The organism is Streptomyces sp. NPDC058751 (genome assembly GCF_042746485.1).
Classification (GTDB): domain Bacteria; phylum Actinomycetota; class Actinomycetes; order Streptomycetales; family Streptomycetaceae; genus Streptomyces.
In genome coordinates, this window is sequence record NZ_JBHYPZ010000008.1 from 156,876 (window position 1) to 169,672 (window position 12,797).

Annotated in this window: 17 protein-coding genes; 9 read left to right on the top strand and 8 right to left on the bottom strand. The window is 73.8% G+C overall.

What is annotated here, in order from left to right; genetic code table 11:
• Positions 1-26: 26 nt before the first annotated feature.
• The 4 genes from ACFW6B_RS10625 to ACFW6B_RS10640 form a co-directional block, all read right to left on the bottom strand.
• The gene (locus ACFW6B_RS10625; protein WP_386594203.1) at positions 27-1,190 is read right to left on the bottom strand and encodes an exonuclease SbcCD subunit D; all 1,164 of its coding nucleotides are present in this window, start codon (positions 1,188-1,190) and stop codon (positions 27-29) included.
• A gap of 108 nt (positions 1,191-1,298) precedes the next feature.
• Positions 1,299-1,925, bottom strand: a complete 627-nt coding sequence (locus ACFW6B_RS10630; RefSeq protein ID WP_386594206.1) for a YigZ family protein — start codon at positions 1,923-1,925, stop codon at positions 1,299-1,301.
• Positions 1,926-2,214: 289 nt separating this feature from the next.
• Complete coding sequence (locus ACFW6B_RS10635) at positions 2,215-2,757, bottom strand: SixA phosphatase family protein (RefSeq protein ID WP_386594208.1); 543 nt, start codon at positions 2,755-2,757, stop codon at positions 2,215-2,217.
• Positions 2,754-3,530 carry a hypothetical protein gene (locus ACFW6B_RS10640; protein ID WP_386594210.1) on the bottom strand — a complete coding sequence of 259 codons (777 nt, stop codon included), beginning with the start codon at positions 3,528-3,530 and terminating at the stop codon, positions 2,754-2,756. The genes ACFW6B_RS10635 and ACFW6B_RS10640 overlap by 4 nt, the downstream gene beginning before the upstream one ends.
• 430 nt (positions 3,531-3,960) lie before the next feature.
• Here ACFW6B_RS10640 and ACFW6B_RS10645 point away from each other — a divergent pair, with 430 nt between their 5' ends.
• The 7 genes from ACFW6B_RS10645 to ACFW6B_RS10675 all read left to right on the top strand — a co-directional run bounded on the left by ACFW6B_RS10645 (position 3,961) and on the right by ACFW6B_RS10675 (position 8,163).
• Positions 3,961-4,161 (top strand): alpha/beta fold hydrolase, encoded by a 201-nt coding sequence (locus ACFW6B_RS10645; protein WP_386594212.1) that lies wholly within the window; start codon positions 3,961-3,963, stop codon positions 4,159-4,161.
• Positions 4,119-4,397, top strand: coding sequence for a hypothetical protein (locus ACFW6B_RS10650; RefSeq protein ID WP_386594214.1), 279 nt, complete (start codon positions 4,119-4,121; stop codon positions 4,395-4,397). Before ACFW6B_RS10645 ends, ACFW6B_RS10650 begins: the two co-directional genes overlap by 43 nt.
• A 47-nt stretch (positions 4,398-4,444) precedes the next feature.
• Positions 4,445-4,681: an alpha/beta fold hydrolase gene (locus ACFW6B_RS10655; RefSeq protein WP_386594216.1), complete on the top strand. Its 237-nt coding sequence runs from the start codon at positions 4,445-4,447 to the stop codon at positions 4,679-4,681.
• A 22-nt stretch (positions 4,682-4,703) separates the two neighbouring features.
• On the top strand, positions 4,704-5,111 hold the full coding sequence (locus tag ACFW6B_RS10660; RefSeq protein WP_386594218.1) for a CoA-binding protein: 408 nt from the start codon (positions 4,704-4,706) through the stop codon (positions 5,109-5,111).
• Between the two features lie 150 nt (positions 5,112-5,261).
• Positions 5,262-5,702: a GNAT family N-acetyltransferase gene (locus tag ACFW6B_RS10665; protein ID WP_386594220.1), complete on the top strand. Its 441-nt coding sequence runs from the start codon at positions 5,262-5,264 to the stop codon at positions 5,700-5,702.
• A gap of 303 nt (positions 5,703-6,005) precedes the next feature.
• Positions 6,006-6,950, top strand: coding sequence for a polyphosphate kinase 2 (gene ppk2 / locus ACFW6B_RS10670; RefSeq protein WP_386594222.1), 945 nt, complete (start codon positions 6,006-6,008; stop codon positions 6,948-6,950).
• A 61-nt stretch (positions 6,951-7,011) separates the two neighbouring features.
• Positions 7,012-8,163, top strand: coding sequence for a cation diffusion facilitator family transporter (locus ACFW6B_RS10675; RefSeq protein ID WP_386594224.1), 1,152 nt, complete (start codon positions 7,012-7,014; stop codon positions 8,161-8,163).
• Between the two features lie 126 nt (positions 8,164-8,289).
• Here ACFW6B_RS10675 and ACFW6B_RS10680 read toward each other — a convergent pair whose 3' ends face one another.
• Together ACFW6B_RS10680 and ACFW6B_RS10685 are read right to left on the bottom strand one after the other, a co-directional pair.
• Positions 8,290-8,850: a YbaK/EbsC family protein gene (locus ACFW6B_RS10680; protein ID WP_386594226.1), complete on the bottom strand. Its 561-nt coding sequence runs from the start codon at positions 8,848-8,850 to the stop codon at positions 8,290-8,292.
• 38 nt (positions 8,851-8,888) lie between these two features.
• A complete protein-coding gene (locus ACFW6B_RS10685; RefSeq protein ID WP_386594228.1) occupies positions 8,889-9,461 on the bottom strand; it encodes a helix-turn-helix domain-containing protein in 573 nt (190 codons plus the stop codon).
• Positions 9,462-9,553: 92 nt separating this feature from the next.
• Here ACFW6B_RS10685 and ACFW6B_RS10690 point away from each other — a divergent pair, with 92 nt between their 5' ends.
• Entirely contained in the window at positions 9,554-10,411 is an 858-nt protein-coding gene (locus ACFW6B_RS10690; RefSeq protein ID WP_386594230.1) for an EamA family transporter, read from the top strand.
• A gap of 47 nt (positions 10,412-10,458) precedes the next feature.
• On the opposite strand, the gene ACFW6B_RS10695 is transcribed toward ACFW6B_RS10690, so the two are convergent.
• Positions 10,459-11,277, bottom strand: a complete 819-nt coding sequence (locus ACFW6B_RS10695; protein ID WP_386594232.1) for an acyltransferase — start codon at positions 11,275-11,277, stop codon at positions 10,459-10,461.
• Positions 11,278-11,419: 142 nt separating this feature from the next.
• On the opposite strand from ACFW6B_RS10695, the gene ACFW6B_RS10700 reads away from it, so the two are divergent.
• Positions 11,420-11,950 (top strand): gamma carbonic anhydrase family protein, encoded by a 531-nt coding sequence (locus ACFW6B_RS10700; protein ID WP_386594234.1) that lies wholly within the window; start codon positions 11,420-11,422, stop codon positions 11,948-11,950.
• A gap of 93 nt (positions 11,951-12,043) precedes the next feature.
• On the opposite strand, the gene ACFW6B_RS10705 is transcribed toward ACFW6B_RS10700, so the two are convergent.
• Positions 12,044-12,694, bottom strand: a complete 651-nt coding sequence (locus tag ACFW6B_RS10705; RefSeq protein WP_386594235.1) for a DedA family protein — start codon at positions 12,692-12,694, stop codon at positions 12,044-12,046.
• Positions 12,695-12,797 lie beyond the last annotated feature (103 nt).

Consider the following 12,797-nt stretch of genomic DNA (forward strand, 5'->3'; position numbering starts at 1 on the left):
CCCGTGGGTGTGCGGCGGACGTGGGGTCACCGGGCGGTCTCCCGCGCGGTCTCGTCGGCCCGGACGGCGTCGAAGGCGTCCCGGAGGACGGCTCGTTCCAGGTCGTCGGGACCCACGCCGCGCACGTGGGCGACGAAGTCCTCGGCGATCTGCTCCTCGCTGCGGCCCGCGATCCGGCGGGCGTACGAGACGCCCGGGGCCTGCGGGGAGCGTTCGGGGTCGAAGACGAGGCTGAGCGCGTGCGGGAAGCGCTCGGCCAGCCGTGCCATGGGGTCGGCGGGCCGCACCGGGTCGGTGAGGGTCGCCTCGACCCAGGCGTCCGTGTGACGCTCCAGGGCCGGATCGGCGAGCAGGTCCTCCAGGCGTCCGCGGAGGCGGGCGAGCGGGCGGGGCACCGGGCAGTCGATCCGCTCCGCGGCCAGGGAGCCGTCGGGGCCGAGGTCCACGAGCCACATGCTCTTGCGGTGGTCGGCCTCCGAGAACGAGTACGGCAGCGGGGAACCCGAGTAGCGCACGCGCTCGGTGATGGTCTGGCTGCCGTGCAGATGGCCGAGCGCGGTGTAGTCGACCCCGTCGAAGACCCCGGCGGGCACGGAGGCGACGCCGCCGACGGTGATGTCCCGCTCGCTGTCGCTGACCTCGCCGCCGGTGACGAAGGCGTGGGCGAGGACGACGGAGCGGGTGCCGGGCGGACGGGTGGCGAGGTCGGCGCGCACGCGGTCCATGGCGGCGGCCAGCACGGTCTCGTGGCCCGCCCTCTCCACCCCGAACTCGTCCTTCACCAGGGCGGGTTCGAGGTAGGGCAGGCCGTAGAAGGCGACGTCGCCGTGGGGGCCGGCCAGCACCACCGGCGTGCCGCACCCGGCGGGGTCGGTGCGCAGGTGGACGCCCGCGCGCCCGATGAGTCCGGCGCCGACGCCGAGCCGGCGCGCCGAGTCGTGGTTCCCGGAGATCATCACGGTGGGCACGCCGAGGTCGGCCAGGCGGTGCAGGGCGTCGTCGAAGAGCCGGACCGCGGCCAGCGGCGGCACGGCACGGTCGTACACGTCTCCCGAGACGACCACCGCGTCGACCTCGCGCTCGCGCGCGGTCGTGACGAGATGGCCGATGAATCGCGACTGGGCGTCGAGCATGTTCACGCGGTGGAACGCCCGGCCCAGATGCCAGTCGGAAGTGTGCAGGAGCCTCATGATCCCCGAAGAGTAACGGCCGGGTCTGACATCACGGGCGGTTACTCCCGTATCGGCCCACTGTGACATTCGCCGAATTCGCCGGTCGATCCCGGATCGTCCGGATCGTCACGCGTCCCCGTAGGCCTCCCCGCCCAGTTCGAAACCGGCCGTTCCCGCGGTCACGTCGGCCAGCCAGGCCCGGAAGGACTCCACATCGGCGTCCGGCAGTCCGATCTCGATGGTGACGGCCTCGCCGTAACGCACGTCACGCACCTCCCGGCCGGTGGACCGCAGGTCGTTCTGCACCTTGCCGGCCCGCTGGTGGTCGACGGTCACCGTGGCCAGCCGGAACCGGCGGCGGGTGATCGTGCCCAGCGCGTCCAGCGCCTCGCCCACCGAGCCGCCGTACGCCCTGATCAGTCCGCCGGCGCCCAGCTTGACCCCGCCGTAGTAGCGGGTGACGACGGCGACGACGTACCGCATGTCGCGGCGCAGCAGCATCTGGAGCATGGGGACGCCCGCGGTGCCGCCCGGTTCGCCGTCGTCGCTCGCCTTCTGCACGGCGCCGTCGGCCCCGATGACGTACGCGAAGCAGTTGTGGGTGGCGTCCGCGTGCTCCTTCCGCACCGCGGCGACGAAGTCCTGGGCCTCCCGCTCGGTGGCGGCCGGGGCGAGGGCGCACAGGAATCGGGAGCGGTTGATCTCGGTCTCGTGCACGCCCGCGCGGGCCACTGTGCGGTACTCGTCCTGCATCACGCCAGCGTATGCGCTGCGCGCGGGCACCACCGACGCGCGCGGGCGCTCCCGCGCGGGACGGCGGGCACGTGCCGCACGCGCGCCCGGCGACCCGGACGGCACGCTCACTCACCGCACCCGCCCACACACTCCTGCGCAGGGCCGACGGGCCGGGACCGGTACCGGCGTACGAGGGTGGCGCGCGCCCCCGTGCTCACGCGCCGCTCCCGGACACGGCCGACGGGACGGGGCCGGAACGGCGTCCGGGCCCCGCGGACGCGCCACCCGGCCGCGCTCCGGCCGCGTTTCACTCCCTCTTGCCCCTCGGCACGACGACGTCCGTCAACAGCGCTTCGCCGGGGCCGAGTTCGTGCCAGGAACTGCCGTGCCACACCAGGACCGCGACGGCCGAGGTCGGGAACTTCGTCCGGACCTGGTCCAGCGTGCCGTCGAAACCGTCCCCGGCCAGTTCGAGGACCAGTTCCTCCAGCCCCGGGTTGTGTCCGACCACCAGCAAGGTCCTCACGCGCTCCGGGACTTCGCCGATCGCCTCCAGCAGCTCCGGCGCGTCCGCCGCGTACAGCCGTCCGTCGAGCAGCAGGGGCGGCGGAGTGCCCCACTCGCGTGCCGCCAGTTCCCAGGTCTCCCGGGCGCGTACGGCGGTCGAGCACAGCGCGAGGTCGGGCAGCAGGTCGGCCTCCGCCAGGGCGCGTCCGGCGGCGGGGGCGTCACGACGGCCGCGCAGCGCGAGCGGCCGCTCGTGGTCGGGAACCCCGTCGGGCCAGGCGGACTTGGCGTGCCGGAGGACGACCAGTCTCCGCCTCGGCCCGCCGACGGCGCGCGCGGTCACAGCGACGCCCCGATCTCGCGGGTGAGTTCGAGGCCGAGCAGCCGGTCGGCGTGGGCGTACGTCTCGAAGCGGGCGCCCTCCGGGATGCCGGAGGTCTCCACCGACCGCAGGACGTCCAGCACGGCGAGCACGTCCAGGTCGTCCTCCCAGGCGGCGCGCAACCGCAGGCGCACGTCCTCGGGAATCGGCTTGGAGGGCCGCGTCGCCCATCCCGCGACGGCGGCGCGCCAGCGGGTGAGCGTGCCCTCCGCCTCCGCGAGCGCCCCGGCGTCGAGGCTCAGCGGCAGATCCCGTCGCCGCGCGAGCAGCGCCAGCCGCAGCACGGTCGGATCCCCGGGATCGGGGGCGGGACCGCCACCGGTGTCGACCGCCGCCACCTCGACGCGCGGCCCCCGCGTCGCCCCGGCCCCCTGGACCACGACGTCGACGGTCCGTCTCGCCGCCGGCCCCTGTCCGGTGTCCGGGTGGTCCTCGAACGGCCGGATCCCGAGTCCGGCGGCGCGCGCCCGGAGTCCCGCAGCGCCCCACGAGGGGTCCTGGCCACCGGGGTCCGCGCCGTCCCGGCCCTCCACCGGGTCCGGCGCCGAAGTCAGCGTCGCCCAGACGGGGTTGCCGCCGATCTCCAGGGCCCGCACCAGGACGTCGGCGACCAGGAGCACGCGCAGGCCCGTGATGTCGGACCCGGGCGGGTGTGCGTGGACGCGGACCAGACCGCGGTCGGCGAGGGCTGTGTCGACGGGTTCGCCCGTGCGGGCGTCGAGGATACGGAGCACGGGGTGAGCCTAGGCGGACGTACGGGCGGGCCCGGGGAGGTGGGGGCCGTTCCGGACACGCGCCCGCGTCCGGCGCTCCGGCCACCGCCGGACGCGGGCCCCGGTGGCCGGGGACGGGACGGTGACGACCGTGAACAGCGCTTTTCTTACGGCCCGTTCGGGTTCGGCGTGCGGGGCCGTGCGCAGGTCACGCGGACCCGGGCGCGGCCTTGACGATCCGCTTCCGCCGACGAAAAGGTCACCGACCGGTCGGTCCGAAGGAGTGGATCGTGGACGGGCTGAGCGTCCCCACCGCCGCCAGCGTGTTCGACGCCCTCGCGTCGGGTCCGCCCGGGGGCCGCCCGGTACTGCTGCTGCACGGTTTCCCCCGCAGACGGGACTGGCGTGGCGGCGGCAGATCGCGGCGCCGGCCGCCGAGGGCCACCGCGTCGTGGCGCCCGGCCGGCGCGGCTACTCCCCGGGCGTCCGCCCGGGGCGGGCCGAGGACTACCGGACCGCTCTCCTGGTCGCGGACGTCGTCGCGACCACCGAGGAGCTGGGGTGGCCGGTGTTCGACCTGGTCGGTCACGACCGGGGCGGCGCGGTGGCGTGGTGGACGCCTCCGGCCGTCCCGGCCGCGTACGCACCCTGACGGTCGTCTCCACCCCGCACCCCGGCGCTCTCGCCGAGGCCCCGCGCTCCGACGACGACCAGCGCGCACGGTCCCAGTACATGATCGACTGGCGCGAGACGCCCGCGACCGAGGAGCGCATGCCGGCCGACGGCGCCTCGCTGCTCCGCGCGCTCCACGCGGGGAGGGTCCCGTCGGCCAGTTCCGACGCCCACGTCCGGCACCTGACCCGGCCGGGCGCCTCACCGAGGCCCTGAACCGGTACCGGTCCGGCCGCCCCGACGGTGAGATCGGCACCGTCGAGGTGCCCGCGCTGTACGTATGGGGCACGGAGGACACCGCGTTCGGCCCGGGGCCCGCGCGGGAGACCGGACGCCGGGTCGACGGGCCGTACCGGTTCGAGGTCCTGCCGGGCCTCGGCCACTGGATCCCGGAAGTGGCACCCGGGACACTGAACCGTCTGCTTCTCGACCATCTGCGGACGCACGGCGGGCGGAATCTTCGCGCCCCGCTCACCGTTGAGGAGAACGGCGGACACTGACCGATTCACCTGGAGGCCGAGCGTGTACGGGGACTCAGAGACGATCCGCAGGATCCTGACCGAACGGGGCGACACCTGGGCGATCGTCGGGCTCTCGACGAACCGGCACCGCCCGGCCCACGGCATCGCCCACCTCCTCCAGCGCCACGGCAAGCGGATCGTGCCGGTGCACCCGAAGGCCGAGACCGTCCACGGGCAGAAGGGGTACGCCTCGCTCGCGGACATCCCCTTCGAGGTCGACGTCGTCGACGTCTTCGTGAACAGCCACCTCGCGGGGCCGGTCGCGGACGAGGCCGTCGCCATCGGCGCCAAGGCGGTCTGGTTCCAGCTCGACGTGATCGACGAGGCCGCGTACGAGCGGACGCGCGCCGCCGGGCTCGACATGGTGATGGACGTCTGCCCGGCCATCGAGATCCCCCGACTGGGCTGAGACCAGGGCGTGCCCGTGAAGTCCCGCCTGCCCGGCGGGCGGACGACGCGACTTCGCGGACCAGGGCCTGCCGGACCCGCAGGTCGGGCCCTGCGGGGGCCCGGGCAAAGTCCGTTGACACGATGCGGCCCGCCCCGGTTTCCTGCTCCGATGCCCATCCTTCGTATCGAAGCACCGGACGACGAGAGCCGCCTCGCGGACTGGCAGCACGTCCACAACGTGATCGTCCCGCCCGCCGCGATGTCGCTCGACGAGGTGCGCGAGCGCGTCCGGCGATACCGCCTGGAGGTCGCCTACCTCGGCGACGTCCTCGTGGGCTGCACGACCGTGCGTCCGCCCGCCGGCGACGACGCGACGGCGACCGTGATCGCGCGCGTGCTGGCCGAGCACCGGGGGCGGGGTTTCGGCGAGGAGCTGTACACGCGCGGCCTGGAGCAGGCCCGCTCGATGGGGGCCCGGGCGATCGAGACCGTGGTCCTCGCGGCCAACGAGGACGGACTGCGCTTCGCCCGGCGGCACGGTTTCACGGAGACCGAGCGCTACGTCCTCCCCGGTGAGACCGCGGAATGGGTCGACCTGAGACGGGACTGAGCACCTACGGGACACCGGCCGACAGCCCGTCAGAGCACTTGCGCCACGCGGACCGCGGTGGCGCGGGCGTGCGCGCACCTCGACTCCGGCTCGCGTCGCCTCCGCCTCCGGTTCTCCCTCCGTACTCCTCCGGCCGCTTCCATCGGGGGACGGACCGCACCACGTTCCCGGTGACCGTCGTCATCCTCCCGGCCCCGGCTCCGGACCACCGGGACGATCTCCGGCACGGCCGCCGACCGCACGCCGAAACGGCGGGAACCGGGTGATCGGCGGACAATCGGAGCACGGGCGGAGGAGGGCCGGATGAGGGAACTGCTGGCAGGGATGAGGGTGGACTACACCGACCACGACGACCCCGTACTGATCCGGCCGGACGGCAGCCCGGTGGACACCTGGCGGGAGAACTACCCGTACGAGCGGCGCATGGAGCGCAGGGAGTACGAGTGGCACAAGCGGCTCCAGCAGATCGAGCTCCTGAAGCTGCAGAGCTGGATCAAGGCGACCGGCCGGCGGCTCGTCATCGTCTTCGAGGGGCGCGACGCGGCGGGCAAGGGCGGCACGATCAAGCGGTTCACCGAGCACCTCAACCCGCGCGGGGCCCGTGTGGTGGCGCTGGAGAAGCCGAACGAGCGGGAGCGCCGGCAGTGGTACTTCCAGCGGTACGTGGAGCACCTGCCGACCGCGGGCGAGATCGTGATGTTCGACCGGTCCTGGTACAACCGGGCGGGCGTGGAGCGGGTGATGGGCTTCTGCACCGACGACGAGTACCGGCGCTTCATGCGGCAGGCGCCCGCCTTCGAGCGGATGCTCGTCGACGACGGCGTGGACCTGGTCAAGTTCTGGTTCTCGGTCTCGCAGAGCGAGCAGCGCACCCGCTTCACGATCCGCCAGGTCGACCCGGTGCGGCAGTGGAAACTGAGCCCCATGGACCTGGCCTCGCTGGACCGCTGGGACGACTACACGGCGGCCAAGGTCGCGATGTTCCGTGAGACGGACACCGCGCAGGCGCCCTGGACCGTGGTCAAGAGCAACGACAAGAAGCGGGCCCGCGTCGAGGCCATGCGCAGCGTCCTGGCCCGCTTCGCCTACGCCGACAAGGACGAGGAGGTCGTCGGCAGCCCCGACCCGAGCATCGTGGGCGCGGCCGCGAACCTGCTGGAGGAGGGCGAGGACGACACCGCGCCCGGAGGCGGCCACACCGCCGGGAGCCGCGGCACGCCGACGTGGGACGGCACGCTCACGCGCTGACCCCGTCGCCCGGCACGGGCTCGGACGCGCACCCGGCTCCGGGGCACGAAAGGGAACGCACGTGAACGACCACCGGCACGAGCACGAGCACGGCCACCCGCGTACGGACGGGAACGGGCACGCCCACGGCGACGGGGACGGTCCCGGCCCGGACCACGCCGACCACCGTTCCCCCGGTCGGCCGCACCCTCGCGTCCGAAGACGTCCGGGGGGCCACGATCACCCGCACGGCCGCCGGAGCCGGCTGCGCCACCTCCTCACCCCGCACTCCCACGAGACGGCCGACAAGCTCGACTCCGCGCTGGAGGCGTCGGCCCGGGGCATGCGGGCGCTGTGGGTCTCGCTGGCCGTCCTCGGCACGACCGCCCTGGCGCAGGCGGCCGTCGTCGCGCTGTCGGCATCGGTCGCGCTGCTCGGCGACACCGTGCACAACGCGGCCGACGCGCTGACCGCCCTGCCGCTCGCGGTCGCCTTCACCCTGGGCCGCCGGGCGGCGACACGGCGTTTCACCTACGGCTACGGCAGGGCGGAGGACCTGGCGGGCATCGTGATCGTGCTGACGATCGCGGCCTCCGCCGCCTTCACGGCCTGGGCGGCGGTCGGCCGGCTGCTCGACCCTCAGCCCGTGCGGCACGTCCCGGCGGTCGCGCTGGCGGCGCTCATCGGCTTCGCGGGAAACGAGTGGGTCGCCCGTTACCGGGTCCGCGTCGGGCGGGAGATCGGCTCGGCCGCCCTGGTCGCGGACGGTCTCCACGCCCGTACCGACGGATTCACCTCGCTCGCCGTGCTGGCGGGCGCGGGCGGCGCGGCCCTCGGGTGGCGGCTCGCCGACCCGCTGGTGGGGCTGGCGATCACCGCCGCGATCCTGCTGGTGCTGCGCGATGCCGCCGGGGAGGTCTTCCGGCGCGTGCTGGACGCCGTGGAGCCGGAGCTGGTGGACCGCGCCGAGCAGGCGCTGCGGCAGGTCGAGGGTGTGCGCGACGTGGGTGAACTGCGGCTGCGCTGGATCGGGCACAGGCTGCGCGCCGAGGTGGCGGTCGTGGTGGACGGCGAGGCGACCGTGCGTCACGCCCACGACATCGCCGTGAACGCCGAACACGCCCTGCTGCACGCCGTCCCGAGGCTGACCGCCGCCCTGGTCCACGCCGATCCGGCCCCGGCGCCCGGCGAGCCGGATCCGCACCGGACGCTGGCGCACCACGCCACCGCGTGACCGGACGGCGACGCCCGGCGGGGTCCCGTGCGGGCCGGGACCGCCCCGCCGGCGGACGGAACCCGCCGCCGACGGCCCGTCGGCGCCGACCGCCGGTGAGGAGAAGGCCCCACGGGCGAAGGCGCGTCAGCCGGTGACGCCCAGGCCCTCCAGCACCACCGCGTTCGGCAGTTCCGCGAACGCCTCGCCCGGCACCAGGAGTTTGCCGCGCCGACGGCCACTGCCCACGAGCACGTACGGCAGCTCGACGACGGCCGAGTCGACCAACAGCGGCCAGTCGCCCGGCAGTCCGAGGGGGGTGATGCCGCCGTACTCCATGCCGGTCTCGCCGGTCGCGACGTCCATCGGGGCGAACGACGCCTTCCGGGCGCCCAGTTGACGCCGTACGACGCCGTTGACGTCGGCGCGGGTCGCGGACAGGACGACACACGCGGCGAGCGTGGTCTCGCCGCCCCGCCTGCCCGCGACGACCACGCAGTTGGCGGACGTGTCGAGCAGTTCCTCGCCGTAGTGCTCGACGAAGACGGCGGTGTCGGCCCACTCGGGGTTCGTCTCGACGTAGACGATCCGCTCGGCGGGGGTGCCGCCGCGCCACCCGCGCACCGCGTCGGCGACGGGGCCGACGAGTTCGTCGAGGCGGTCGGGGGCCGGGAAGGCGTGGTCGAAGTGTCCGACGGGTGCGCGCATGACGGCACGCTAACAGTCCCGCCGACGCCCGGCGGGCCTCAGTGCGCGAGCGGGACCGACACGGCCATGACCATCTCGACCGGGACCCCGCCCTTGTTGACGTACGTGTGGGAGGTGTCGGCCTCGAACGACGCGCTCGCCCCCTCGGGGACCAGGTGCTCGACCCCGTCGACGGTGAGGGTCAGTTCGCCCGAGAGGACGTGCACGAGTTCGACGGTGCCGGCGGGGTGCGGGTCGGAGGGGCTGCCCTCGCCCGGCATGAGCCGCCAGTCCCACATCTCCAGCGGGCCGGGCGCCTCGGCGCCGGCCAGCAGCCGGTTGTAGCTGCCCGCGTCGGTGTGCCACAGCCGTACGGCCTGGTCGGCGGGGACGACCCGGACCCTGGGCCCCTGCTCGTAGTCGAGCAGGGTGGTGATGCTGACGCCGAGCGCGTCACCGATCTTGACGACGGTCCCCAGGCTGGGATTGGTCCTGGCCTGCTCGATCTGGATGAGCATGCCGCGGCTGACTCCGGCGCGGGCGGCGAGCGCCTCCAGGGTGAAGCCGCGCTCGGTGCGCCAGCGCTTCACGTTGCGCGCCAGGGATTGAGTCAGCAGCTCGAGATCCGACACGTTCCGTCCAATATTTTGAATGACAGAGTTCAATCGGGTGAACTATCGTGTGGTGCACCTGATCGTTCACCGAACTGTACTGCGAGGCTCCCGTGACAGCACTCTTCGCCCTGGCCACCAGCCTCCTGTGGGGCCTGGCCGACTTCGGCGGAGGTCTGCTGACCCGGCGCACGCCCGCCCTCACGGTGGTCGTCGCCTCCCAGTCGATCGCCGCGGCGGTCCTCGGCGCGATCGTGCTGGCCACCGGCGCCTGGAGCGCGGCGGGACCGGAGCTGTGGTTCGCGGTCGCCGCCGGCCTGGTGGGCCCGGTCGCGCTGCTCTCCTTCTACAAGGCGCTCGCGCTCGGGCCGATGGGCGTGGTCTCGCCGCTCGGCTCGCTGGCCGTGGCCGTCCCCATCGGCGTCGGTCTGTTCCTCGGGGAGCGTCCGGGATCCGTGCAGATCGCGGGCATCGCGGTCGCCGTGGCGGGCGTCGTCCTCGCGGGCGGGCCCCAGTTCCGGGGAGCGCCCGTGCAGCGGCAGGCGATCCTCCTGACCCTGATCGCGGCCGCCGGTTTCGGCACGGTGTTCGTGCTGATCGCGGAGGCGTCGTCGTCGGTCACGGGGCTCTTCCTGGCGCTGTTCGTGCAGCGCGTGACCAATGTCGTCACCGGCGGCGCGGCCCTGGCCGTCTCCGTCCGGCGCGGCGCCCGGGCCCTTCCCGGGGGCGGCTTCCCCTGGGCCTGTCTGCCCGCGCTCGCCTTCGTGGGCCTGGCCGACGTCGCGGCCAACGGCACGTACTCGATCGCCGCGCAGCACGGCCCGGTCACCGTCGCCGCCGTCCTCGCCTCGCTCTACCCGGTGGTCACGGCCCTGGCCGCGCGCGGCGTCCTCAGGGAACGGCTGCGCGGGGTGCAGGCCACCGGGGCGGCACTGGCGCTGGTCGGCACGGTGCTGCTGGCGACCGGCTGAGCGCCGGATCCCGCCGCCGGGACCGCGCTCCGGCCGTGACGCCCGGGTCAGGACTCGGCGCGGACGTCCCCGGACTGCGCGTGCACGTCCTCGGCCGCGTCGCGCGGGTCGAGGTCCAGCTCCGCGAGCCGTGCGACGGTCTCCTCGTCCAGTTCCGCGAGCGCGTGCAGCTGCTCGGAGGTCACCCCGTCGGGAATCGGCACCGGCGGCGGTGTGCGCAGCGGCGGCTGCCATCCGGACACCGGGTCCCAGCGGCGGACGACCTTCGCGGGGGCCCCGGCGACGACGGAGTGGTCCGGCACCGTTCCCCGGACCACCGCGCCCGCGGCGACCACGACGTTCCGGCCGATCCGCGCGCCGGGAAGGATCACGGCGTTGGTCCCGATCCAGCAGCCGGGCCCGATCTCCACGGGCTCCATCCGCGGCCACTGCTTGCCGATGGGCTCGTGCGGATCGTCGTACGAGTGGTTCGTGGACGTGACGTACACGTACGGCCCGAAGTAGCAGTCGTTGCCGATCGTGACCGTCGTGTCGGCGATGACGTGGCTGCCGCGGCCGAGCACCACGCCGTCGCCGATGCGCAGGATCGGGTCGGGACCGAGGTCCAGGTCGGGCATCAGGCCCGCGGTCAGCGTGACCTGCTCGGCGATGATGCAGTACGAGCCGAGGTGGATCCAGGGCTCGCCGAAGACCGTGCCCAGCGGGAAGGCCAGTCTGGTGTTCTCCCCCATGGCGCCGAAGCGGAAGCGGCCGGGCCGCTCGGCCGAGACGGTGCCCGCGCGCCGCATCCAGGCCCAGACCGCGTGGACGGCGCGCTGCGCGAGGCGTCGCCGCCATGATGAGAACGTGTTCTTGCTCCTGAGCACCCGCTCACGGTACTCAGCGCGGACCGCGCCGACCCGGCCGGACGCCTGTGATCTTCGCCCCACCGGAGGTGTGCGGGGGTGATGGCATACGGTGCCGGTGTACTCAGAGGGCCGGACCACGAGACGACGAGACGGTGACACGGTGACGACGCATCAGGCGCTGATCAAGGGGATCGGCGGCAAGGATCCGCAGGTGGACCCGGAGGCGTTCGTCTCCCCGACCTCCGTGGTCATCGGGGACGTCACGCTGGGGGCGGGGGCGAGCGTCTGGTACGGCGCGGTGCTGCGCGCCGACTGCGGCCCCATCGTCATCGGCGCCGGCAGCAACGTGCAGGACAACTGCAGTCTGCACGTGGACCCCGGTTTCCCCATCACGGTCGGTGAGCGGGTCTCGGTCGGCCACAACGCCGTGCTGCACGGCGCCACCGTGGAGGACGACTGTCTGATCGGCATGGGGGCCACCGTGCTCAACGGCGCCGTGATCGGGGCCGGCTCGCTGGTGGCCGCGCAGGCGCTGGTACCGCAGGGGATGCGGGTCCCGCCGGGCTCGCTCGTCGCGGGTGTCCCCGCGAAGGTCAAGCGTCCGCTGACCGACGAGGAACGCGAGGGTCTCTCGCTCAACGGCGTCTTCTACGTGGAGCTGGCCAAGGCGCACCGCGGGATCCACGAGTAGACCCGCGCCCCGGTCGGCCACGCCCCGCGGCCCCGGGCTGCCTTGCCCCGCGGCTCCGGACGGCCGGACCGCGGGGCCCTGCGGCAGGCCGCGCTACTCGGCGACGGGGACGGGCTCCGCCTCCGTCGTGACGTGCTCCGCCGCGGCCTTCTTGGCCTTGCGGCGGACGATCAGCATCGAGGCGAGACCGACGAGCACCGCGGCGACCAGGCCGAGGTACGAGAAGCGCTTCAGCCAGGACTCGGCGACGACACCCACGTAGTAGATGACGGCGGTGGTGCCGCCGGCCCAGAGGATGCCGCCGAGGACGTTGGCGATCAGGAACTTCCAGTACGGCATCCGCAGCACACCGGCGAGCGGGCCCGCGAAGATGCGCAGCAGGGCGACGAAGCGGCCGAAGAAGACGGCCCACATGCCCCACTTCTGGAAGGAACGCTCGGCCGTGGCGATATGGGCCTCACCGAAGTGCCTGGGGAACTTCGCGCCGAGCCAGGCGAGCAGCGGGCGTCCGCCCTTGCGGCCGATGGCGTAGCCGATGGAGTCGCCGATGATCGCCCCGACACTGGCGCAGACGCCGAGGATGACGGGGTTGATGCCGTCGTGCTGTGAGGAGAGCAGCGCCGCGGAGACCAGGACGATCTCCCCGGGCAGCGGGATGCCCAGGCTCTCCAGACCGATGACCAGGCCCACGAGCGCGTAGACACTGACCGCCGGAACCGTCTCGAGCCATTCCTGGACGTGCAACGCCGGTTCCTCCCGTTTCGGTGTACGTGACCCGGGCGACCGCGTTTCGCATGATCACCGAGGTGCGCTGCCCCCGGAGCGCCCGCCGGGAAGCCTACCTGGT